Source organism: Streptomyces sp. CA-278952 (assembly GCF_028747205.1).
GTDB lineage: Bacteria > Actinomycetota > Actinomycetes > Streptomycetales > Streptomycetaceae > Streptomyces.
In genome coordinates this window covers 8,028,126-8,050,114 of sequence record NZ_CP112880.1, presented here as the reverse complement: position 1 = coordinate 8,050,114, position 21,989 = coordinate 8,028,126, and the positions used below count along the sequence as shown (strand labels likewise).

Genomic DNA, 21,989 nt, shown 5'->3' with positions numbered 1-21,989 from the left:
GGAGTGACTCGTGAGCACCACTCTCGCCGCCGGCGCGGAACTCGACTTCTCGCTGGCCCAGCAACTGACCGTGATAGCCCTCTGCGCGCTGACGGCGTTCATCGCGCACATGGCGCTGGCCGTCTTCAACGACGGCGTGCGCCCCTTCCTGCTCGACTTCATCCAGGGGCGCACCACCCGCAGCGCGACGACGGCCGTCTCCTTCGGGCTCTCCGCCGGGTTCATCTTCGGGCTCGGCGCGCCGATGGCCCTGTCCACCGGTGTGCTGAACCCGTGGCTGCTCTTCCTGCCCACGGACATCCTCGGGATGCTGTCACCGAAGAAGTGGCTCGCCCCGATCCTCGGCGGCGCGTGGGGCGCGGTGGTCGTCTTCGGACTGAACGGCGCCAACAACATCGCCCATGACCTCCCGGTCGACTTCCTGACCGCGATGCAGCAGATGTCCACGCCGATCCTGTTCCTGTTCACGCTCTTCCCCGTGCTCGCCATCACCAAGCAGTTCGGCCGCAAGTGGGGCGGCATCGCGGGCGTCGTCGAACTGGCCCTGGTCGTCATGACGATGAAGCTGTGGCCCACCATGTTCGCCGGGGCGCTGGCCATGGCGGTGGGCGTGCTGATGCTCATCGGCCTCGCCGTCTCCAAGGACCTGCGGCAGCGCCGGGCCGACCGGGCGGCGGGCGTCGGGGAGGAGGTGACCGGGGACGACCCGATGGCGTCCCTCTTCAGCGCCAGCGCGACCCGGCTGCGGAAGTACCTGCCGCTGTTCATGCTGCTCGGGGCGGGCGTGTGCGTCCTCGCCCAGATGCACATCTTCGGCGGCGGCGAGGCGACCAGCTTCCTGATCGCGAAGGGGCAGTACGCCGAGGCGGCACAGGTCGACTTCTACCGGGTCTTCGGCTTCATCCCGCTGATCGCCACGACCGCGCTGGCCTCCGGCGCGTACGGGATCGCGGGCTTCACCCTGGTGTACCCGATCGGGTACCTCATGCCGAACCCCTTCCTGGCCGCCGTCGTCGGTGCGCTCGTGTTCGCCGCCGAGGTGCTGGCCCTCTCCTGGATCGGCAAGGTGCTCGGCAAGCTGCCGAGCGTCCGGGACTCATCGGAGCACCTCCGCAGCGCCATCGGGGACACCCTCCAGCTCGCGATCCTGTTCGGTTCGCTGATGGCCGCCAACGCCATGGGCGGCGGGCTCGGCATCCTCGTCGTCGGCGGGCTCTACCTGCTGAACGAGTCGATGGGCCGGCCCGTCGTGAGGATGGCCGCGGCCCCGGCGGCCGTGATCGTCGGCGGCGTCCTCCTCAACATCCTGTACTGGCTCGACCTGTTCACCCCGGTCAAGGGCTGAGGCCCGACCCGATCCGGCCGTGCCGCACACGGAGACGGCCGTGCCGTTCATGGAGACGGCCGTGCCGTACACGGAGAAGGCCGTGCCGCACATGGAGCAGGAGGCCCCACGATGAACCACCCCGCACCGCACACCCTGCGCACCGTCACCGGAGAGCTGCTGGCCGCTTCGGTACGCGGCCCCGCTCTCGCCCACGAGCACCTCGTCCTCGATCTGGACCGCGCGGGCGACGGTGCGGCCGTCCTCGGACCGGAACGCCACGCGGCGGCCGTGGCCGCCGAACTCGTCGCACTGCGCGAGGAGTACGGCCTCACCCTGGTCGTCGAGCTGACCTGCCGGGGCATGGGACGCGACATCCGCGCGCTGTCCCGGATCGCCCGGGAGACCGGGGTCGCCGTCGTCGCCGCGACCGGCTGGTACTACGAGCCTTTCCACACACCGGAGATCGACGCCCTCGACGTGGCGGCCCTCACCCGCATCCTCGTCCGGGAGATCGAGGACGGCATCGACGGGAGCGGCGTCCGGCCCGGCGTCCTCGGGGAGATCGGCAGCCACGGCGACGTACCCACCGCCGCCGAGGCCAAGGTGCTGCGGGCCGGCGCACGCGCCGCGCTCGCCACCGGCCTCTCCGTCGCCACCCACGCCCAGCTCGGCCGGGGCGGCCCCGCCCAGCTGGAGCTGCTCACCGGTGAGGGCCTGCCCGCCCACCGCGTGAGCATCGGGCATCAGGACCTCCTGGACGACCCCGGCGTCCACCGGGAGCTGGCGGCGAGCGGGGCGTACGTCGCGTTCGACACCGTGGGCAAGACCGCGTACCAGAGCGACGAGACACGGCTGCGGCTGCTGCTCGCGCTGCTGGAGGCGGGCCACGCGGACCGGGCCCTGCTCAGCTGCGACATCTCCCGCCACGGCTATCTGCGCAACGAGGGCGGCCAGGGGTACGGGCACCTCTTCGCGAGTTTCCTGCCCCGGCTGCGGGCGGCCGGGGCCGACGACGGCCTGATCGACCTGCTGACCCGCCGCAATCCGGTGCGCTTCCTGACCGGCGCGACCGTGGAGGAGAACTGACATGAGCCCCGCACCCGCACCCCCGCCCGCGCTCCCCGTGACCTTTCCGCTGCCGACGGTTGCTCTGGAGGACGCCGCGGCCCGGCAGTTCCGGCTGCTGGAGGCCACCGCCGCGCACTTCGAGGGCGAGCAGTTGTTCGCCGCCGACGCGGGGGTCGTCCCCGGCCTCGGCCGGCCCCGCACCACCGCCCGCGTCGAGGCGGTCCTCGCCGACTTCTTCGGCGCCGAGGACGCCGCCCTCGTCCAGGGCGCGGGCACCGGGGCGATCCGGGCCGCGCTCAACGCCGTCGTCCGGGCGGGCGACGATCTGCTGATCCACCGGGCCCCGGTCTACCGCACCACCGAGGTCACCTTCCGGGGCATCGGCGTACGCACCACGGAAGCGGACTTCAACGACCGGGCGGCGCTCGACACCGCCCTGGCGTCCGGGCGGTTCCGCTGGGCGTACGTGCAGCACACCCGGCAGCGGCTGGCCGACTCCTACGATCCGGCCGAGGTCATCGCCGCCTGCCGGTCGGCCGGGGTCCGCACGATCGTGGACGACAACTACGCCGTCATGCGCACCCCCGCCGCCGGGGTCGAACTGGGCGCCGACGCCTCCTGCTTCTCCCTGTTCAAACTCCACGGGCCCGAGGGCGTCGGCCTGGTCGTCGGCGCGCGCGACCTGGTCGAGGGCGTCCGCCGCGACAACTACTCCGGTGGCGGGCAGGTCCAGGGCCACCAGGCGCTGGACGCGCTGCGCGCCCTCACCCACGTACCGCTCCTGTGGGCCGTGCAGTCCCAGGTGGGGACCGAGGTCGCCGAACGGCTCGCGGCCGGCGAGGTGGACGGGGTGGCGGAGGTGCGTGTCGCCAATGCCCAGGACCGCTGCCTGCTGATCCGCCTGGACCGGCCCGTCGCCGCGGAACTGCCGTCCGTCGCGGCACGGTTCGGCGCCGCGCCGTACCCCGTCGGGTCCAACTCGCGCTACGAGATCGCGCCGCTGTTCTACCGGATGTCCAGCTCCGCCCTGGACGACGCCCCGGAGCTGGCCGACTGGACCGTGCGCGTCAACCCGATGCGGGCCGGCGCGGACCTCGTCATCGACATCCTGCGCCGCTCGCTCGCCGCGATGGCCGACCCGAAGGACCACTGACCGTGTTTCTCGACACCGTGCTCACCCGCAACCCCGAGCTCGTCGACGCCGCGGCCGCCCTGCACCGGCGTGGTGAGATCCCGCCCGACACATATGTGATGGATCTCGACGCCGTCGAGTCCAACGCCGCAGCTCTGGCGGCCGAGGCCGCACGCCTCGGCATCGGGTTGTGGTTCGTCGTCAAACAGATCGGCCGCAACCCCGAGCTGATCCGGGCCGTCGCCCGGCACATCCCCCGCTCCGCCGCCATCGACCCGGCCGAGGCCCGGACCCTGCACGCGGCCGGGGCGAGGCCGGGCAACCTCGGCCACCTCGTCCAGATCCCCCGGCGGGCCCTGCCCGGCATGCTGGCGTGGCGGCCGGAGAACGTCACGGTCTTCGACCTGGCCAACGCCCGTGCCGTCTCGGACGCGGCCCGGGAGCTGGGCTTCGTCCAGGACGTGCTGATCCGGCTCGAAGGCGCCGGGGGCGTCGTCTACCCGGGGCAGGAGGGCGGGGTTCCCGTGGAGCGGCTGGACGCCTTCGCCGAGGCGGCCGAGGCGCTGCCGGGCATCCGGATCGCCGGCGTCACCGCCTTCCCGTGCGTGCTGTGCGACCCCGAGACGGGTCTGCCCGCCGCGACGGCCACCTTCGACCTGGCGCTCAAGGCCCGTGACCTGCTGGCGGCGCGCGGGCACCAGAACCTGAGGCTGAGCGCGCCCAGCGCCACCTCGATGGCGTCCCTGCCGTTGCTCGCCGAGCGCGGGGCCACGCACGGCGAGCCGGGCCACGCCCTCACCGGCACCACGCCGCTGCACGCCCTGGACCCGGCCCAGCCCGAGAAGCCTGCGTACGTGTACGTCAGCGAGGTCGCCCACACCCTCGACGACGGCCGCCCGGCCCTGTTCGGCGGCGGGTTCTACGCGCGCTCCCGCATCCGTGGCGCCCTCCTGCCACGCACCGGCGCGCGTCTGGGCGTGCAGGACGCCCCCGCCGAGAACATCGACTACTACCGGCTGCTCGACGCACCCCCGTCCGGCTCGGACGTCCGGCTGGGCGACACCGCGCTGCTCGCCTTCCGCACCCAGATCTTCGTCACCCGCTCGACCGTCGCCGTCGTCTCCGGGCTCGCTTCCGGCAGGCCCCGGTTGAACGGGCTCTACGACGCCCACGGCCGAGCCCTGTAAGGAGCTGTTCCATGGCCAGGACCGTCATCGTCGTCATCGACGGATTCGGCGTCGGCGCCATGCCCGACGCGGGCGCCCTGCGCCCCGGCGACCTCGCCGCCGACACCTGCGGGCACGTCCTCGACCACGCCCGCGCCGCGTTCGGGCGGCCGCTGCGGCTCCCCGTGCTCGGGGCGCTGGGCCTCGGTCTGGTCCACCCGCACCAAGACCTGGCGCGGAGCACCCGGCTGCCCGTGGCGGCGGGCCGGGCCGCCCTCGGCTACCCGGGAGCGGACACCTTCGCGGGTCACCAGACCATGATGGGCGCGGACTTCAGCCGGGTGACCGTGGCCCGGCTCGCCGACCACCTCGACGAGGTGACCGAGGCGCTCACGGCGGCCGGTCACCGGGCGGAGCGGCTGGACGGGAAGCCGCTGCTGGTGGTCGACGGGGCGGTGCTGGTCCATGACAACCTGGAGGCCGACCCCGGGATCAACTGGAACGCCTCGGGGCGCCTGGAGGATCTGCCGTTCGACGGTCCGGGCGGGATTCTCGCCGTCGCCCGCACGGTGCGGGCCGTCGCCCCGGTCGCCCGGGTCATCGCGGTGGGCGGGCACGCGGACGGCCCGCTCGGCTCCTACGTACGGGACGGGGACGCGGGCACCGTCGGGCTGGACACCCCGGCCACCGGGTTCTACCGCAACGGCGGCCTGGAGGTTCAGCACCTGGGCGCCCCGCTCGACCACACCCGCCAGCTCCCCGCTCTCGCGGCGCGGGCCGGCATCCCGGTCACCCTGGTGGGGAAGGCCGCCGACATCCTGGTGTGCGAAGTGGCGGACCGGCGGCCGGCCGTGGCCACCGCCGATGTCCTGGCGTCCACCCTGGACGCGGTACGCGCCGGGGGCGACGCCCTGGTGGTCGCGAACGTCCAGGAGACGGATCTGGCGGGGCACCAGCAGGACACCGGGCGCTACGGGCAGGTGCTGGAACAGGTGGACTCGGGGCTCGCCGGGCTCCTGGCACTGCTCACGGGCTCCGGGGACCGGCTGATCGTCACCGGCGACCACGGCAACGACCCCTCGATCGGGCACGCGCACCACACCCGGGAGTACGTGCCGGTGCTGATCCACCGCCCCGACGGGGCCGGGGTGGAGCTGCTGCCGGACGCTCGGAGTCTCGCCGACGTGGGCGCGACGGCCGCCCGGTCGCTGGCCCTCTCCCCGCGGGACCTGGCGGCGGGAACGCCGATCGGCACGGACGGGGAGGCGCGGGCCGACGCGCTCCGGTCGTAGTCGCCGGGCACGCACTATCCCCGGACCGTCATTGCGGTCCGGGGATTATCGCGGGTATATTGGATTCTTCTGCGCTCATGCAGAAAGGCCCCGCTCGGGGGCCTTATGAGTACGAATATATCTGGCGGGGAGCCGTTTTGTCAAACCGGGAAAGCGACGAATTGCGGGAAGAGCAGGAATTCATCGACCGGCTCCATGCCCGGGTCGACGCCCTGCGCGGGGTGGCCGCCGATGGCGTCGAGCACGCGCTGACGCCGGTCGGGACGGGCCAGCAGGCGCGGCTGGAGCGCGACATCCTCGTCGCGGAGCGCTCGGGTCTGCTCGCCGCGCTCAACGCGGTGGATGGCTCACTGTGTTTCGGCCGCATCGACCGCTCCGACGGGCTCGCCCACCATATCGGCCGCATCGGGATCCGTGAGGACGACTTCGAGCACACCCCTGTTCTGATCGACTGGCGTGCGCCGGTGGCGCGTCCTTTCTATCTCGCCACGGGGCACACGCCGATGGGTCTGCGCCGGCGCCGGCACATCACCACCGAGGGCCGCACGGTCACCGAGCTCCATGACGAGATCCTCGATCTCGGGGACCGCGACCGCACCGGTTTCGAGGATCCGAACGGCGACGCCGTGCTGCTCGCGGCGCTCGATTCCGCTCGCACGGGACGCATGGGCGACATCGTGCGGACCATCCAGGCCGAGCAGGACGGCATCATCCGGGCTCCGCACCGGGGCGTCCTCGTCGTCGAGGGCGGACCCGGCACCGGCAAGACGGCCGTCGCGCTGCACCGGGCCGCCTTCCTGCTGTACGAGCACCGTGAGCTGCTCGCCAAGCGGGCCGTGCTCATCGTGGGGCCCAACCCGGCGTTCCTGCGCTACATCGCGGAAGTGCTGCCCGCCCTGGGCGAGACCGGGGTGCTGCTGGCGACGCAGGCGGAGCTGTTCCCCGGGGTGCACGCCACCGGCACGGACTCCCCGCGCGCCGCGGCCGTGAAGGGAGGCGAGCCGATGGCCGAGGCGCTCGCCCTGGCCGTACACGATCGGCAGCGGCTGCCCGAGCCCGGGGCGGCGATGGTCATCCCGCACGAGGACGGCGGGGATCTGGTCCTGGACTGGGAGATCGCGTACGAGGCCCGGCAGGCGGCCAGGGACACCCGCCTGCCGCACAATCTCGCCCGCCCGCACTTCGTCTTCCGGGTCATCGACGCGCTCACCGCGCAGCTCGTCGAGCGCATCGGCGCGGACCCCTACGGCGGGCCCAACTTCCTCGGCCCCGACGACGTGGCCCAGCTCGGCCGGGACGTGGCGCTGAGCAAGGAGGTGCACGCGGCCGCGGACGAGCTGTGGCCGCCGCTGACCCCCGAGGGTTTCCTCGCCGACTATCTGGCCGACCCGGTGTACGTACCGGACGAGGACGCCGACGCGATCCGCCGCCCGGCCGCCGCCGGGGCGTGGACGCCCGCCGACGTACCGCTGCTCGACGAGGCGGCCGAGCTGCTCGGGGTGGACGACAGCGCGGAGAAGGCGGCCGCCGAGGCCGCCCGTCAGGAGCGGGTCGGCTACGCGCAGGGCGTGCTGGAGCTGTCGCGCGGCTCGGAGAGCTACGAGTTCGAGGACGAGGAGTCCGAGGTCCTCGCCGCCCACGACATCATCGACGCCGAGCGGATGGCGGAGCGGCACGAGGAGGCCGACCACCGCACCGCCGCCGAGCGGGCCGCCGAGGACCGGACCTGGGCGTTCGGGCACATCATCGTCGACGAGGCGCAGGAGCTGTCGCCGATGGCGTGGCGGCTGCTGATGCGCCGGGCGCCGAGCCGCTCGCTGACGCTGGTCGGCGACCCGGCCCAGACGTCCGAGGAGGCCGGCGTCGGATCGTGGGAGAAGATCCTCCAGCCGTACGTAGGCGACCGCTTCGAGCACGTCACGCTGGAGGTCAACTACCGTACGCCCGCGGAGATCATGGAACTGGCGGCCGGGGTCCTGCGGGAGAGGGACCCCTCGTTCACCGCGCCCGTCTCGGTGCGGTCGACCGGCGAGAAGCCGTGGACACGGGATGCCGGAGAGGATCTGGCGGCCGAGGTGGCCCGGGCGGTCGTGGAGTTGACGCCCCGGGAGGGGCGCCTCGCGGTGATCGCGCCGCGTGCGCTGCACGAGGAGATCGCCGCCCCGCTGGACGGCGTCGCTGCGGGCGAGGCCCCCGATCTCACGCGCCCGGTGGTGCTGCTGGATCCGCGCCAGGCCAAGGGGCTGGAGTTTGACCATGTGCTGGTCGTGGAGCCCGCCCGGTTCGGCACGAGCGATCTGTACGTGGCGCTCACCCGTGCCACCCAGCGCCTGGGCATCGTCCACCGGGAGGAGCTGCCCCCGGCGTTGCGGTGACGGGCCGGGCGGCCGCCCTCGTGGTGATCGGCGTGGGCGGGCCGCGGGCGTGGCCGGAACACCGTTGGCGAAGCCATAGGGTAACGCCATGTCTTCGCCATTGAGTTCGACAAAGACCGCGGCTGCTCTCCGCACGTCGGCACGGGTCTCCGCAGAGGTGTTGCTGGTCCTCGTGGCGGCGGCGGTCGCGCTGTGGGTGCTGGGCCGGATGTGGTCGGTCGTGTGGCCGCTGATAGTCGGCCTGTTCCTCACCACGCTGACCTGGCCGCTCGCCCGTTTCCTGCGCCGGCTCGGCTGGTGGCCCTCGCTCGCCGCTTCGGTGGTGACGGTGTTCTCCCTGCTCGTGGGGGCGGGCATCGTGGCGCTGATCGCGGTGCCGGTGGCGGGTGAGTCCGGGGAGCTGGCCGACGGGGTGGTCGCGGGCATCGACAAGGTCCGCGAGTGGGCGGCCGGCCCGCCGCTGAACATCGGCGACGACCAGATCACCGGCGCGCTGGACACCGCGACCGCTCAACTCCAGGACAGTGTCGGCAGCGTGGTCACCACCGCCGTCACCGGGGTGAGCACCGTGGTCAACGGGCTGGTCACCGCGGTTCTGGCGATCTTCCTGATGTTCTTCTTCCTCAAGGACGGCCCGCGCTTCCTGCCGTGGCTGACCCGTCAGCTTCCCGGCCGGCTCGCCACCGACGTCCCCGAGGTGGCCTCCCGCTGTTGGGACACCCTGGGCGCGTTCGTGCGGTCCCAGGCGGCCGTCGGGCTGCTGGACGCGGTCTTCATCGGGCTCGGCCTGTGGATCCTGGGGGTGCCGCTGGTGCTGCCGCTGGCGGTGCTGACCTTCGTCTGCGCGTTCGTGCCGATCGTGGGGGCGCTGTTCGCCGGTTTCGTGGCGGTGGTCATCGCCTTGGTGTCGAACGGACCGATGGACGCCCTGATCGTGCTGGCGATCATCGTCGTGGTCCAGCAGTTGGAGGGCAATGTGTTCCAGCCCATCATCCAGAGCCGGGGGCTGGGGCTGCACGCGGCCACGATCCTGCTCGCCGTGACGCTGGGCGGCAGCCTGGCCGGCGTGGTGGGGAGTCTGCTCGCCGTGCCGGTGGCGGCGCTGCTCGGGGTGGTCTGGAACTACCTCCGCGAGCAGCTCATGGAGGATTCCCCCCGGGCCGAGGCCCCGGCCGACGGGGACGGCTCACCGGTCCCGTCGGCGTAGGGCCCGACCCCCTCACCGCCCGAGGCTGCGCAGCAGCGCGGGCAGCGCGTCGCGCAACTCGCGCTCCCAGTAGGGCGGGGAGTGCGTGCCCCGGTAGAAGTGCGTGGTGACCGCCACCCCGTGGGCCCGCAGCCGGGAGGCCATCGCCCGGTTCTCCGCCCCCATGATGGCCTCGGTCGGGGACAGGACGTCCTCGGGGAAGGGGTCGTCGGGGTCCTCCAGGCCGGGGACGTGCGGGTCCGGCTCCGTGCCGGGCGGGTCGAGCGTGCCCGCCCGGCCGTCGCCGCTGGAGAGGTGGACCTCGACGGCGCGCAGTCGCTCCGGCCGGTAGTACGGGTCGTGGTCCTGCCAGATCCGCCGCTGGGCCACCGGGTCGCCCCACAGGGCCAGCCGGTCCAGGCCGAGGTAGTCGAGTCCGGCCTGGACCGCGCGGGGGTGCTGGAGCGGATGGACGTAGCTGCTGAGGCCCGCCACCGCGCGGAACAGGCCGGGGTGGCGTGCCGCGTAGGTCAGTGCGCCGAAGCCGCCCTGCGACTCCCCCGCCGCGACCCGCCGGTCCCCCGCGCCGTAGAGACGCTCCAGCAGCGGGCGCACCTCGTCGAGGTGGAAGGTCTCCACGCGCGGCGCGCCGCCGGCGCCGCCGTTCCACCAGTCGCTGTAGAACCCGAAGAGCGGCATCGACGGCATGACCACGAGCACGTCGCGCAGGTGCGGGAGCCGCTCCACCGCGTAGTCCTCGGTCCAGGCCTCGGGGTCGCCGTGGCCACCCGCCAGCAGATACAGGACCGGCCATCGCTCGCCGGGCCCGCGGCCCTCCCAGCCGTCCGGGGTGAGCAGGCGGACCGTACCGACGCCTTCCAACGCCGCCGACCGCACGGTCAGTTCGAGGAGCCGGTCGCCGATCCACCGCTCCCCCGTCACCTGTATCCCCGGGGGCCGGTCCCCGGGCGGGGCCGCTGCCGCCGCCGTTCCGGGCAGGATCAGCAGCAGGGCGGCGGCGCCCCATGCGATCACCTTGCGTGCCATGCTCATCACCGCGACCTCCCGACATCGTCGGCCGGACTTCGCCCGACGCCTCGGACGGTACGGAGCGGGACGGCGCCCGGCATCCTCCGACGGGAGTCCGCCCGTACACCGACGGGAGGCGGTCTCCCGCTCCCGGTCACTTCACGCAGGTCTCGTCCGTCTTCGGGAGCCGGCCCGTCGCGAGGTAGCGGTTGACCTCGGTGTCCACGCAGGCGTTCCCGTACTCCCCGTACAGGGCGTGGCGGTTGGCGTTCTCCAGGGTGAGGAGCCTGGAGCCGGGAAGCCTGGTGTGCAGGGTGGTGGTGCTCCGGTAGGTGGTGCGGGGGTCGCCCGTGGCCGCGACCAGGAGGACGGGGGCGTCGTGGCTGATACGGGTGGGGGCTTCCCGTGGCGCGTCCCAGAAGGCGCAGGGGCCGATGTTCTCGGTGAGGGGGCCGAACAACGGGTGTGCGCCACGGCTCCGTTGGATGTCGCGCCAGTAGCGCTCGGTCTCGCGCGGGGCCGGCACGTCACCGCAGATGATCGCCGTCTGGGAGCTGCCGAAGGAGGAGCCCGCGCCGGAGAGCAGCAGACCCAGCGTCTCCGCGAACTCGGGGGGCAGCGGAGCCTCGCGGCCCTTCGACGCCTGGGACAGTGCCGCCACCTGCTGGGCCAGGAGATCGCGCGAGCCGTCGCCGTCGTCGGCCACGCCCATGAAGAGCAGCGTCGGTATGTGGGTGTCGTCGACCCGGAAGACGTCGGGGGCGGCGCCGAGGGTCAGCGGTGCGCGCGCCGCCCTCGCCATGACGTGGTCGATGGTGGCGAGCACCGCCGTACGGGAGCGGCCCAGGCCGTACGCCGGGTGGCGGGCGGCCGCCCAGGCGGCCCAGGCGGAGAGCGCCTGCTCGTTCTCGCGCACCGTGTGCTTCAGCAGGCGCGGGTTGTAGTCGTCCGGCCCCACCGCTCCGTCCAGGACCATCCGGTCGTAGCGGCCGGGGAACATCTGGGTGTAGACCGTGCCCAGGTAGGTGCCGTACGAATAGCCCAGGTAGGAGATCTTCCGCTCGCCCAGTGCGCCCCGGATCACGTCCATGTCCCTGGCTGTGTTGCGGGTGCTGATGTGCGGGAGTACCGAGGCGTTCGTGGCGCGGCACTTGGCGGCCAGGCTCTTGCTCAGCGCCACCTGGCGGTCGAAGCCCGCCCGGCTCGCTCCGGCCGAGAACCAGGTGAAGCCGACGGGCCAGCCGCAGTCCAGCGGGGTGCTCCGGCCGACGAAGCGCGGGTCGAAACCGACGATGTCGTAGCGCGGGCCGACCTCCTGCATCGCCGTGCGGACGATCGGCGGGGAATCCACGGCCGGGCCGCCGGGGCCGCCGTTGTTGAGGAGGATCGCGCCGATGCGGCGGCGGGTGTCGGTGGCCTTCAGACGGGATATCGCGACCGTGATCGTCCGGCCCCCGGGGTCTGTGTAGTCCAGCGGGACCGTGACGTCGGCACACCGCACGCCCGCCTTGTCCAGGTCTCTGCCCGTCTCGTCCTGCGGGGAGCTCATACAGGTGCCCCAGTCCAGGGGCTGGCGGTAGTAGCGGTCGAGCGCTCCGGCAGTCGTCGGCGGTGCGACCGTACGAAGTTCCGGGCCGGGCCGTACGGTGGCCAGGGCCGGAGCCGCCGTGATGCCCGCCGTGAGGGCCAGGGCCAGGCCCGCGGCGGCGGTCCTGGCGGTCGTCCGGGCGGCCGTGGTGGTGCGGGCGGCCGCCCGGGTCCGGGTGGTCTTCTCTGCGTCCTCTGCGTAACTCACATCAATAGACGCTAGGAGAAGGACCGTTGGGGATCACTGGGGCTGGCACCCCAGTGCGGTGGGGGTCACCTCCCCCTTTCGTCGGTTTCCCTGGTCCAGGACCGCCGGTCCGTTCCCGCGGGGGCCGGTGCCGGGTGCGGGCGTCAGCGAGGCTTCGGTGGTGGGGTCGGCCGGGCGGCCGACGCCTCAGATCGTCGCCGTGTCGATCACGAAGCGGTAGCGGACGTCGCTGGCGAGAACCCGCTCGTACGCCTCGTTGACCTGACCCGCGCCGATCACCTCGATCTCGGCGCCGAGCCCGTGCACGGCGCAGAAGTCCAGCATCTCCTGGGTCTCCTTGATCCCGCCGATCATCGAACCCGCGATCGACTTGTTGCCCAGGATCAGGGAGAACAGGTTCAGCGAGACCGGCTCCTCGGGGGCGCCCACGTTGACCAGGGTTCCGTCGGTCCGCAGCAGAGCGAGGTAGGCGCCGAAGTCCAGCGGGGCCGAGACCGTGGAGAGGATGACGTCGAAGGCGCCGGCCAGTTCCTCGAAGGTCCGCGGATCGCTGGTCGCGTAGTAGTGGTCGGCGCCCAGCTCGAGCCCGTCGTCCTTCTTCCGCAGCGACTGCGAGAGGACGGTGACCTCGGCGCCGAGCGCGTGCGCGATCTTGACGGCCATGTGGCCGAGACCGCCGAGACCGACGACGGCGACCTTCTTGCCGGGACCCGCGCCCCAGCGCCTGAGCGGGGAGTAGGTGGTGATGCCCGCGCACAGGAGCGGCGCGGCCTCGTCCAGGGCGATGCCCTCGGGGATGGAGAGGGCGAACGTCTCGGCCACGACGATGTGCGTCGAGTAGCCGCCGTACGTGGGCTCGCCGCCGCGGTCGAGGGCGTTGTACGTCTGGGTGTTCCCCTCGGCGCAGTGCTGCTCGCGGCCCATCAGGCACGCGTCGCACGCTCCGCAGGAGTCGACCATGCAGCCGACGCCGACGCGGTCGCCCACCTTGAACCGGGTCACCCCGGGGCCGGTCTCGGCGACGATCCCCGCGATCTCGTGGCCGGGCACCATCGGGAAGATGCCCTCTCCCCAGCCGTCGCGGGCCTGGTGGATGTCGGAGTGGCAGATCCCGGCGAACTTGATGTCGATCAGCACGTCGAACTCTCCCACCGGGCGGCGTTCGATCGTGGTGCGCTCCAGCGGGGCCTTGGCACGGGGAGCGGCATAGGCGGCAACGGTGGTCATGCCGGAGGTTCTCCTCTGGGTGATGCGGTAGGAACGTCTCCCAGCATCACGCCGTGACAGAGGTTTACCCAGGTCACCGCTTTGCCTACGTCCAGCGGTCCTACTACTGACGGGGACAGGCTCAGGCTCCTGCGACCAGGAATCACCGGAATAATGGAAGCCATGGACGATCACTCAGAGGCCGCCGCCCCCGAGCCGATGGACGGGCGGGCCGAGCTCAGTGAGTTCCTGCGCACCCGGAGGGCCAAGCTCCAGCCGGGGGACGTGGGCCTTCCGGAGTTCGGCCGGCACCGCCGGGTGCCCGGTCTGCGCCGGGAGGAGCTGGCGCAGCTGGCCGGGGTGTCCGTGGCGTACTACACGCGCCTGGAGCAGGGCAACGGGCGCAATGTGTCGGCCGAGGTGCTCGACGCGATCGCACGTGCGCTGCGGCTCACTGACGCCGAGAGCGCGCATCTGACCCACCTGGCCAAGCCCGCCCGGCACAAGAAGAAGCGCCGCACGGCCAGGGTGCAGCGGGTGCGGAAGGGGCTGCTGTACCTGCTCGACAGCATGGACGGCATCCCCGCGTACGTGACCGGGGCGCGGTCCGACGTCCTCGCCTGGAATCCGATGGCGGGGGCGGTGTTCGGTGACTGGGGTGCGCTGCCGCCGGCTGAGCGCAACTGGGCGCGACTGGTGTTCCTCTCCCCCGCCTACCGGGACCTGTTCGTGAACTGGGACTCCAAGGCCTCGGACATGGTCAGCTATCTGCGGCTGTACGCGGGCTGCCACCCCGACGATCCGGAGCTGTCGGCGCTGGTGGGCGAACTCTCGGTCAAGAGCGACGAGTTCCGGCGGTTGTGGGCCACGCACAACGTCAAGGAGAAGGGCCACGGCATCAAGGTGCTGCGGCATCCGCTCGTCGGGGAGCTGACTCTGTCGTACGAGACGCTGAACCTCCCGGACGACGAGGAGCAGCATCTGGTGACCTACCACGCGGAGCCGGGCTCGGAGTCGGCCCAGGCCCTGCGCCTGCTGGCGAGCTGGGGAGCGGACGCGGGCCGGGTCGACGTCATCGACGACGCGAGGCAGGGCCGCGCAGGCGAGCGATGAGGACGAGTGCGCGCGGAACCGGACCCGCGCACCCGGAGATCGGGAGTCGCGCACCCGGAAACCGGGGGTCGCCGAAGCCGCCTCACCGGTCTTCTTTTCGGAGTGCGGATAAATACGGCAGTGACTCCCGGGCCCTTTTCGGGCCCGCCTCCGCCCCGCGCCGCGAAAGCGGGCCGGAGAAGGGAAACGGACCGGAGAAGGGAATACCTGCGCAGGCGCGCTTATCTGCCGCCCGCAAGGAACAAAGGTTCTCCGCTCATCGGCGAAGCGGCCCTATTCCGACGTGAAAGCCTCCGCGTGCTCGGCCGACCAGCTGAGGAACGGCCTCGCCGGGCGGCCCGTGAGTTCCTGGATCGTGGGCACCACGGACGCCTTCGCTCCCGCCCGCTGCCGCTCCGCGCTCTGCAGGAAAGCCTCCGCGACGGACGGCGGATACTTCGCCAGCAGGGCCGCACGCGCGGCGTCCACGCCCAGTTCCTCGAAGCGCAGAGGCCGCCCCAGCACCCGGGAGAGCTGGGCCGTCTGCTCCCGCGCGGTGATCGCCTCCGGGCCCGACACGGCGTACGCCCTGCCCTGGTGCCCCGTACCGGTGAGAACGGCCACGGCCACCGCGGCGACGTCGCGCGGGTCGACGCACGCTACGGGAGCGTCGCCGTACAGGGCGCGCACCACTCCCGCCGACCGAATGCCGGGGGCCCAGGAAAGGGTGTTGGACATGAACGTCCTGGGGCGCACGAACGTCCACGGGACCCCCGAATCCCGGATCACCTGTTCGTTCTCCCGCTGACGCCGGGTGATGAAGTCATCGGCGCCCGGCTCCTCCACCGCCATCATGGACAGCTTGACCAGGTGGCGTACGCCCGCCGCGGCCGCGGCCGCGGCGACCCGCTCGTCGTCGGGCTCCGTCGGGCTGTTCGTCACCAGGAACACCGAGGCGACGCCCCGCAGTGCCCGGTCGAGAGCGGCGCGGTCCCCGTACTCCCCCTCGACGACCTCGACCGCTGCTCCCCGCACCATGAGCCGCTCGGGGCGGCGCGCGAGAATCCGCACGGGGCCGGCCTCCGCCAGCTGTCCGGCGACCTCACGGCCCACCGCTCCGGTCGCACCCGTCACGAGAATCACTCGAGGAACCTCTCAGCCGTCGGCCCGGGGGCCGGACAGGACCGTGGAGAAGACCGACTCGCCGTCCTGACGACCTGTCACCTGGACCGTCACCGTATCCTCGTCCTCCCCCGGCAGGATCACCGCCCCTATCCAGCACGGGCTGCCGAACTCGGAGTACCGGTGGAACCGGGTGCTCGCCTCCATCGGAACAATTCCGGCGGGCCCTGCCACCAGGCACGCCGCCTGGCGGGCCGCCTCCAGCAGCAACATGCCCGGGACATGGTCATTGGGGCGCTGGAAGAGGGTGGGATGCCGGGTGTCCACGCGCAGTTCCCAGACGTCGTCCTGCCCGGTCTCCGAGAGCACCACGTCCTCGGCGCGGGCGCGGCCCGCCAGGACGGCCGGAACCGGCACGGTCTCCGGTATGGATATCCCCTCTGCCGGGGCGTCACCGCGCATCCGCCTGTACGCCTTGGGGGTGCTGAACCGGGTCGCCCCCATCCCCGTCGCGGCGAGCTGACCGTCCCGGTGCACCGCCCAGCCGACCCGTCCCTGCGCGGGGAGCCCGGCCCGCCACTTCAGGTCGGAGCAGAACACCTCCACGTCGATCTCGGTGGGCTCGCCCCCCACGGCCAGATGCTCCTGATGGCAGACGTAGTCCAGTCCCGTCATCAGGAACTGGTAGCCGAGCGGGATCCCGTACCCGGCATGGAAGGCGAGCATGGCCGCCTGTCGCATCGCCTCCGCGACCAGCAGCGGATCGTGCCGGTCGTCACCCACCGGAGCGAAGAAGGGGTGGTCGTGCGGAAGAACCGCTTCCACCGCGAACCGGTCGCGTCCCAGGCGTACCCAGTTCCGTGGAAAGGCGTCCTCCGGCCTCGTCCGGTGCACCATGTCGATCCCCACGGGATGCGCCACCTCGGCCTCCGCGTCCATAGTCGGCACCGGATCGATCAAGACTGCTGCTTCGGGCATAACTCCCCCCAGGGGTCATGTAGTGGCGAGCCGTTCCTGCGATGCGCGTACTGGTAGGACAAGATACAGAATAGTCGGTTATTTTCTCCATGCCCGAACGAGGCCCCACACCCCGCGGGCATCCGGGAAATACATCTGCCGGGCCGCGACGAATACCGGAATTCCCCGGGCGCCGACTGCGCAAAAGGCCGTACCCGCTCCCTTTTCCCGCGCGACTGTCCGCACTCGGCCCGGGATGCCGAGCTCGAACGGACGCACCCCGCCCAGGGCGAGAACGACGGCCCCTTGCACGCTTCCCATGGCACCGATCCTGTCGGAAGATAGCGATCATGGCATGGTACGCCGGGTGAGCACCCTCGGCCCTGGACGCGTGGAGCGTCCAGGCAGGCCACCGGGCACGGGGGGGCGCTCAGGCGCTCAGCGCCAGCTTCGCGCCGAGGCCGATCATCATCACGGCGACCAGACCGTCCAGCACCCGCCACGCGGAGGGCCGCGCGAGGACTCCGCTCAGCAGCCGGGCGCCGAACCCGAGCGCGGCGAACCAGCACACGCTGGCGAGGATCGCGCCGAGGCCGAAGGTCCAGCGCAACGGCCCTCGGTCGGCGGCGACGGACCCGAGCAGGAACACGGTGTCGAGGTACACGTGCGGGTTGAGCCAGGTCATCGCCAGGCAGGTCAGCACCACACCGCGGCGCGAGGCGGCCGGAGCGTCCCCCGCGTGCAGGGCCGAAGGCCGCAGGACCCGGCGCGCGGCGAGCAGTCCGTAGCCGATCAGGAACACGCCGCCGAGCAGCCCCACCACCGTCAGCGCCGACGGCCAGGCCACGACGAGAGCGCCGACCCCGGCGACCCCCAGCGCGATGAGCACCGCGTCGGACAGGGCGCAGATCCCGACCACCGCGAGCACGCCGTCGCGGCGGACGCCCTGGCGCAGCACCAGGGCGTTCTGGGCTCCGATGGCGACGATGAGCGAGAGGCCGGTGCCGAAACCGGCGGCTGCGGTGGTCAGGGCGTTCGTCATACGGCGACGCTACGGAGCGAGGAATCCTGATGTCCAGCTAAAGATTCTTACGTATCATTAGCAGCCATGATGTCCGAGCTTCCTCTCGATCAGGTGCGGACCCTGCTGGCCGTGGTCGACGAAGGCACCTTCGACTCGGCGGCGATCGCCCTGCGCCTGACGCCGTCGGCGGTCAGCCAGCGGGTGAAGGCGCTGGAGCAGCGCACGGGCCGGGTACTGCTGATGCGCACGAAGCCGGTGCGGCCCACCGAGTCCGGTGAGGTGGTGGTGCGCTTCGCCCGCCAGCTGGCCAGGCTGGAGCACGACGCGCAGGCGGCGCTCGGCCTGTCCGGGCCGGGCGAGCCGACGCTCCTGCCGATCGCGGTGAACTCGGATTCACTGGCGACCTGGTTCCTGCCCGCCCTGCGGCGCGTGCCGGAGGAGATGGGGCTCTGTTACGAGCTGCGCCGGGAGGACCAGGACCATACGGCCGCCCTGCTGCGGCAGGGGCTGGCGATGGCCGCGGTGACCTCGTCGCCGGAGGCGGTGACCGGCTGCTCGGTGCGCCGGCTGGGCCGCATGCGGTATCTGCCGGTGGCCAGTCCCGCCTTCGCCGACCGGTGGCTGGGGCGGCGGGAGGGCACCGCGTTGCGCGAGCTGATCGGCGACGCCCCGGTGATCGGCTTCGACCGGCGCGACGATCTCCAGGACGCCTTCGTGCGCCGGCTCGGGCCCGGCCCTCGGCCGAGCGCCCGGCGCCACCTGGTACCCACGTCGGAGGGGTTCGCGAACGCCGTGGCGTCGGGCATGGGCTGGGGCATGGTGCCGGAGGTCCAGGCGGAGCCATGGCTGAGCGACGGCCGACTGGTGCGGCTCGCCCCGGACCACACGGTGGACGTCCCGCTGTACTGGCAGCAGTGGAAGCTGGAATCAGCTGCTCTGGCGGCCGTCGCCGAGGCGGTGGCGGCGGAGGCCGCGGAGGCACTCGACGGCGACTGGCCGGAGTGACCGGCGCTTCCGTCCGGCACCGGGGCCCACTCGCCATCAGCGGCGGATGGGCGAGCACGGGGGCGCCGGCCGGGCCCGTGCTCGGCCGGATGGCCACCCAAGCGCTGGGCACGGCGGTGCGGCTGGGTGTCTTCGACCGGTTCCGGCCGGGCGAGCCGAGTCCGGAGCGTGACACCGCGGCCCGCGCCCAACACTTTCCGGACCGTGGAGGCCTCACCGGCCTGACGGGGCGACTCGGTGCGGGTGCGCGGGACGCCCTAGGATGGCGGGTCTCTCCCCCCGGAAATGACTCGGAGGCATCCTCCCCATGCGTGTGCTGCTGGTGGAGGACGACGACGACCTGCGGGACGTGATCGCGGCCGGGCTGCGGGACGGCGGCTTCGCCGTGGACTGCGCGTCGGACTGGCCGGAGGCGGACGTGCTGCTGCACACGACGGCGTACGACTGTGTGGTGCTGGACCGGATGGTGCCCTTCGGCGACACCCTCGCGCCGCTGGAGGGCAGGCGCCGGGCCGGCTGGTCGGTGCCCGTGCTGTGCCTCACCGCGCTGGACTCCCTGCACGAGCGGCTGCGGGGGCTGGAGAGCGGGGCGGACGACTATCTGGCCAAGCCGTTCTCGATGCGCGAGCTCGTCCTGCGCGTCCGGGGCCTGAGCCGGCGGGCGTCGGCCCGGCTCCCCTCTTTCCTGAGCTGTGCGGACGTGGTCATGGACGTGGCACGGCACGAGGTGCGGCGCGGTGGTGTGCTGCTGTCGCTGAGCCCGAAGGAGTACGCCGTGCTCCAGCAGCTCCTCGTCCACCGGGACACCGTCGTCACCCGTACCGGGCTGCTGGAGCACTGCTGGGACGAGATGGCCGACCCGGTCTCCAACGTGGTCGACGCCGTCGTCGCCGGGCTGCGGCGCAAACTCGGCTCCCCCGGCCTGGTGCACACCGTGCGGGGACAGGGGTTCCTGTTGTCGGCGGAGCCGGGGCCGTCCTGATGGCGCAGCCCGTACGGCGGCGCCGCTCACCGGCCCGGAGGCGGCTGCACCGGCTGCGGCTGCGGCTGACCGCCGCGTACACCCTGATCACCGTCGTCGGGCTGGCCTGCCTGTCCTGGCTGGTGATCCGTACCGACGACCGGGCGCGGCTGGACGCCGAGTACGACGAGATGCGCCGCCGGGCGTCCGTCGCGGCCTCCCTCGTCTACTACGAGGACGAGCGGATCCGGCTGGACGGGCTCGCGGACGACGAGGCGACCTCGGGAACCCCGCAGGTCCTGGTGGTCGAGGGCCGCCCCGGCGGTGCACCGGTCACCGTCTTCCGGGGGCGTACCGCGCGGTTCGCCGTGGGCGCCGGGACGCTCGGGGCGGTGACCCGTTCGGCGATGGACGAGGAAGGGCCGGTACGGGCCGAGGCGCGCGACCGCACGGGAGAGCCCGTCCGTCTGCTGGCCGTGCCCTTCTACCACGACGCCACCGACGAGGTGGCGGGCGCGGCCGTCGCGGTCGGCGATCCGGAGCGCGGGGCGGCCGAGCACCGCAGTCTGGTCCTCTCCCTCGTCGTCGGGGCCGGTGCGCTGGCCGCACTGGCCGCGCTGACCGGGCATGTCCTCTCCGGACGGAGTATGCGGCCGGCCTGGGAGGCACTGGAGCAGCAGGAACGGCTGCTGGCCGACGCGGCGCACGAGTTGCGGACCCCGGTCGCGGTGATGCGCGGATCGGTGGAGGTGGCCGCCGGGGCTCCGGGCGGGCTGGAGGCGCAGCTGCCCCGGATCCGGCGGGCGGCGGACCGGATGGCCGATGTCGTGGAGAACCTGCTGACCCGGGGGCGGCTGGAGGCCGCCGTGGACGTCGTGCGGGCGGAGCCGCTGCGCCTGGACCAGCTCGTCGAGGAGGTGTGCGCGGAACTGCCGGAGGGCGGGCACGGGCTGGAGTCGCTGCTGGAGGAGTCGGTGGTCGAGGCGGACGCGGCGCTGGTGCGGATCGCTGTGCGCAACCTCCTGGACAACGCCGTGCGCCACGGCCGGGCCCCCGGGGCGCCGGACGGGGCCGATCTGCTGGTGTCCGTACGCGGACCGGAGGTGCGGGTCGCCGACCGGGGCCCGGGGGTGGCTCCGGCCCGGCTGCCGGAGCTGATGGAGCGGTTCAGCTCGCCGGGCGGGGGAACGGGGATCGGCCTCTCGCTGGTACGGCGGATCGCGGAGGCCCACCGGGGGTCACTGACCGTCCGGGCGCGCCCCGGCGGCGGCGCGGAGTTCGTCCTGCGTCTCGCGCCCGCCCGGTCGCGGCGCGGCTTCGGCCGGGCGCTCACGATTCGCTCATGATCGGCCGTCCATGATGTGGGGGAAGGTTCCGAAGCCCACGCACGGGAGTCACGCATGTCCCAGCACGCCGTCCGTACGTTCCTCCGCCGCCGAAGCACGCTCGCCGGTCTGGCCGGCGGTGTCGCGATCGCGACGGGAGCGGGACTGCTGCTGTCCAACGCCTTCGCCTCGGGGTCAGCGCCCGAGGTCGTGCCGCCCGAGGCCGACGTGACCTTCGACTACCAGATCGGCGGCGCGTACGCCCCGCCCGCCGGGGTCGGGGCGGTCTCCCGCGACCGGGGCGACGAGCCGGCCGAGGGCCTGTACAACGTCTGTTACGTCAACGCCTTCCAGACCCAGCCCGACGCGTTGGACCGGTGGGAGAAGGACAACCCCGATCTGCTGCTGCGCGACGGCGACCTGGTCAATGACGAGGAGTGGGGCGAGGCGCTGCTCGACACCTCGACCGCGGAGAAGCGCACCCGGCTGGCGGACATCGTCGGGGGCTGGGTCGACGGCTGCGCGAAGTCCGGTTTCCAGGCGGTGGAGCCGGACAACCTGGACTCCTACGAGCGGTCGAAAGGCCTGCTGACCCGGGCGCACAACGCGGCGTTCGCGAAGCTCCTGGCCGACCGGGCGCACGCCGCCGGGCTGGCGATCGGCCAGAAGAACACCACCGATCTGCTGGAGCAGCGGGGGACGATCGGGTTCGACTTCGCCGTCGCCGAGGAGTGCGGCCGGTACGGCGAGTGCGAAGAATACGCCTCCGCGTACGGCGACCGGGTGTTCGTCGTCGAGTACACCGAAGACGACTACGCGAAGGCGTGTGCGTCCGTGGGGGCGAAGGTCTCGGTGGTGCGCCGGGATCTCGACGTCCGGCCGGCCGGACGGCCCGGATACGTGTTCCGTACCTGCTGAAGGGCGCTT

The 21,989-nt window shown here is 72.6% G+C and carries 18 protein-coding genes; 12 read left to right on the top strand and 6 right to left on the bottom strand.

Annotated features, from left to right (window positions below; genetic code table 11):
• Positions 1–10 precede the first annotated feature (10 nt).
• From N7925_RS35285 to N7925_RS35255, 7 genes are all read left to right on the top strand, one after another.
• On the top strand, positions 11–1,345 hold the full coding sequence (locus N7925_RS35285) for a YhfT family protein (protein WP_274346301.1): 1,335 nt from the start codon (positions 11–13) through the stop codon (positions 1,343–1,345).
• Between the two features lie 111 nt (positions 1,346–1,456).
• On the top strand, positions 1,457–2,413 hold the full coding sequence (locus N7925_RS35280; RefSeq protein ID WP_274346300.1) for a phosphotriesterase family protein: 957 nt from the start codon (positions 1,457–1,459) through the stop codon (positions 2,411–2,413).
• Position 2,414: 1 nt separating this feature from the next.
• Positions 2,415–3,548: an aminotransferase class V-fold PLP-dependent enzyme gene (locus N7925_RS35275; protein WP_265603582.1), complete on the top strand. Its 1,134-nt coding sequence runs from the start codon at positions 2,415–2,417 to the stop codon at positions 3,546–3,548.
• Between the two features lie 2 nt (positions 3,549–3,550).
• Positions 3,551–4,714, top strand: coding sequence for a YhfX family PLP-dependent enzyme (locus N7925_RS35270; protein WP_274346299.1), 1,164 nt, complete (start codon positions 3,551–3,553; stop codon positions 4,712–4,714).
• Positions 4,715–4,725: 11 nt separating this feature from the next.
• Positions 4,726–5,985, top strand: a complete 1,260-nt coding sequence (locus N7925_RS35265) for a phosphopentomutase (protein WP_274346298.1) — start codon at positions 4,726–4,728, stop codon at positions 5,983–5,985.
• A 161-nt stretch (positions 5,986–6,146) separates the two neighbouring features.
• Positions 6,147–8,360 (top strand): HelD family protein, encoded by a 2,214-nt coding sequence (locus tag N7925_RS35260; protein WP_274346602.1) that lies wholly within the window; start codon positions 6,147–6,149, stop codon positions 8,358–8,360.
• Between the two features lie 88 nt (positions 8,361–8,448).
• Positions 8,449–9,567: an AI-2E family transporter gene (locus N7925_RS35255; RefSeq protein WP_265603579.1), complete on the top strand. Its 1,119-nt coding sequence runs from the start codon at positions 8,449–8,451 to the stop codon at positions 9,565–9,567.
• A gap of 12 nt (positions 9,568–9,579) precedes the next feature.
• On the opposite strand, the gene N7925_RS35250 is transcribed toward N7925_RS35255, so the two are convergent.
• From N7925_RS35250 to N7925_RS35240, 3 genes are all read right to left on the bottom strand, one after another.
• Complete coding sequence (locus N7925_RS35250; RefSeq protein WP_274346297.1) at positions 9,580–10,599, bottom strand: alpha/beta hydrolase; 1,020 nt, start codon at positions 10,597–10,599, stop codon at positions 9,580–9,582.
• A gap of 130 nt (positions 10,600–10,729) precedes the next feature.
• On the bottom strand, positions 10,730–12,370 hold the full coding sequence (locus N7925_RS35245; RefSeq protein ID WP_274346296.1) for an alpha/beta hydrolase: 1,641 nt from the start codon (positions 12,368–12,370) through the stop codon (positions 10,730–10,732).
• 186 nt (positions 12,371–12,556) lie between these two features.
• Positions 12,557–13,597: an NAD(P)-dependent alcohol dehydrogenase gene (locus tag N7925_RS35240; RefSeq protein ID WP_265603576.1), complete on the bottom strand. Its 1,041-nt coding sequence runs from the start codon at positions 13,595–13,597 to the stop codon at positions 12,557–12,559.
• 162 nt (positions 13,598–13,759) lie between these two features.
• On the opposite strand from N7925_RS35240, the gene N7925_RS35235 reads away from it, so the two are divergent.
• Positions 13,760–14,689, top strand: a complete 930-nt coding sequence (locus N7925_RS35235; protein WP_443032334.1) for a helix-turn-helix domain-containing protein — start codon at positions 13,760–13,762, stop codon at positions 14,687–14,689.
• Between the two features lie 273 nt (positions 14,690–14,962).
• Here the strand turns inward: N7925_RS35235 and N7925_RS35230 are convergent, their stop codons facing one another.
• The 3 genes from N7925_RS35230 to N7925_RS35220 all read right to left on the bottom strand — a co-directional run bounded on the left by N7925_RS35230 (position 14,963) and on the right by N7925_RS35220 (position 17,789).
• Entirely contained in the window at positions 14,963–15,811 is an 849-nt protein-coding gene (locus N7925_RS35230; protein WP_274346294.1) for an NAD(P)H-binding protein, read from the bottom strand.
• Between the two features lie 12 nt (positions 15,812–15,823).
• Positions 15,824–16,768 carry a 2-oxo-3-(phosphooxy)propyl 3-oxoalkanoate synthase gene (gene afsA / locus N7925_RS35225; RefSeq protein ID WP_274346293.1) on the bottom strand — a complete coding sequence of 315 codons (945 nt, stop codon included), beginning with the start codon at positions 16,766–16,768 and terminating at the stop codon, positions 15,824–15,826.
• A gap of 409 nt (positions 16,769–17,177) precedes the next feature.
• Entirely contained in the window at positions 17,178–17,789 is a 612-nt protein-coding gene (locus N7925_RS35220; protein ID WP_265603572.1) for a LysE/ArgO family amino acid transporter, read from the bottom strand.
• 66 nt (positions 17,790–17,855) lie between these two features.
• Here N7925_RS35220 and N7925_RS35215 point away from each other — a divergent pair, with 66 nt between their 5' ends.
• The 4 genes from N7925_RS35215 to N7925_RS35200 all read left to right on the top strand — a co-directional run bounded on the left by N7925_RS35215 (position 17,856) and on the right by N7925_RS35200 (position 21,980).
• The gene (locus N7925_RS35215; RefSeq protein WP_274346292.1) at positions 17,856–18,776 is read left to right on the top strand and encodes a LysR family transcriptional regulator ArgP; all 921 of its coding nucleotides are present in this window, start codon (positions 17,856–17,858) and stop codon (positions 18,774–18,776) included.
• Between the two features lie 307 nt (positions 18,777–19,083).
• Positions 19,084–19,758: a response regulator transcription factor gene (locus tag N7925_RS35210; RefSeq protein WP_274346291.1), complete on the top strand. Its 675-nt coding sequence runs from the start codon at positions 19,084–19,086 to the stop codon at positions 19,756–19,758.
• Entirely contained in the window at positions 19,758–21,083 is a 1,326-nt protein-coding gene (locus tag N7925_RS35205) for a sensor histidine kinase (RefSeq protein WP_274346290.1), read from the top strand. Before N7925_RS35210 ends, N7925_RS35205 begins: the two co-directional genes overlap by 1 nt.
• 54 nt (positions 21,084–21,137) lie before the next feature.
• A complete protein-coding gene (locus N7925_RS35200; RefSeq protein WP_274346289.1) occupies positions 21,138–21,980 on the top strand; it encodes an endo alpha-1,4 polygalactosaminidase in 843 nt (280 codons plus the stop codon).
• The last annotated feature ends 9 nt before the right edge of the window (positions 21,981–21,989 follow it).

What these genes read in the sequence shown, in the direction of transcription:
- N7925_RS35280 (WP_274346300.1), top strand. Translation starts at nt 1,457, where the DNA reads ATGAACCACCCCGCACCGCACACCCTGCGCACCGTCACCGGAGAGCTG.
- N7925_RS35205 (WP_274346290.1), top strand. Translation starts at nt 19,758, where the DNA reads ATGGCGCAGCCCGTACGGCGGCGCCGCTCACCGGCCCGGAGGCGGCTG.
- afsA (WP_274346293.1), bottom strand. Translation starts at nt 16,768, where the DNA reads ATGCCCGAAGCAGCAGTCTTGATCGATCCGGTGCCGACTATGGACGCG.
- N7925_RS35200 (WP_274346289.1), top strand. Translation starts at nt 21,138, where the DNA reads ATGTCCCAGCACGCCGTCCGTACGTTCCTCCGCCGCCGAAGCACGCTC.
- N7925_RS35235 (WP_443032334.1), top strand. Translation starts at nt 13,760, where the DNA reads ATGGACGATCACTCAGAGGCCGCCGCCCCCGAGCCGATGGACGGGCGG.
- N7925_RS35240 (WP_265603576.1), bottom strand. Translation starts at nt 13,597, where the DNA reads ATGACCACCGTTGCCGCCTATGCCGCTCCCCGTGCCAAGGCCCCGCTG.
- N7925_RS35250 (WP_274346297.1), bottom strand. Translation starts at nt 10,599, where the DNA reads ATGAGCATGGCACGCAAGGTGATCGCATGGGGCGCCGCCGCCCTGCTG.
- N7925_RS35255 (WP_265603579.1), top strand. Translation starts at nt 8,449, where the DNA reads ATGTCTTCGCCATTGAGTTCGACAAAGACCGCGGCTGCTCTCCGCACG.
- N7925_RS35220 (WP_265603572.1), bottom strand. Translation starts at nt 17,789, where the DNA reads ATGACGAACGCCCTGACCACCGCAGCCGCCGGTTTCGGCACCGGCCTC.
- N7925_RS35215 (WP_274346292.1), top strand. Translation starts at nt 17,856, where the DNA reads ATGATGTCCGAGCTTCCTCTCGATCAGGTGCGGACCCTGCTGGCCGTG.
- N7925_RS35210 (WP_274346291.1), top strand. Translation starts at nt 19,084, where the DNA reads ATGCGTGTGCTGCTGGTGGAGGACGACGACGACCTGCGGGACGTGATC.
- N7925_RS35265 (WP_274346298.1), top strand. Translation starts at nt 4,726, where the DNA reads ATGGCCAGGACCGTCATCGTCGTCATCGACGGATTCGGCGTCGGCGCC.
- N7925_RS35275 (WP_265603582.1), top strand. Translation starts at nt 2,415, where the DNA reads ATGAGCCCCGCACCCGCACCCCCGCCCGCGCTCCCCGTGACCTTTCCG.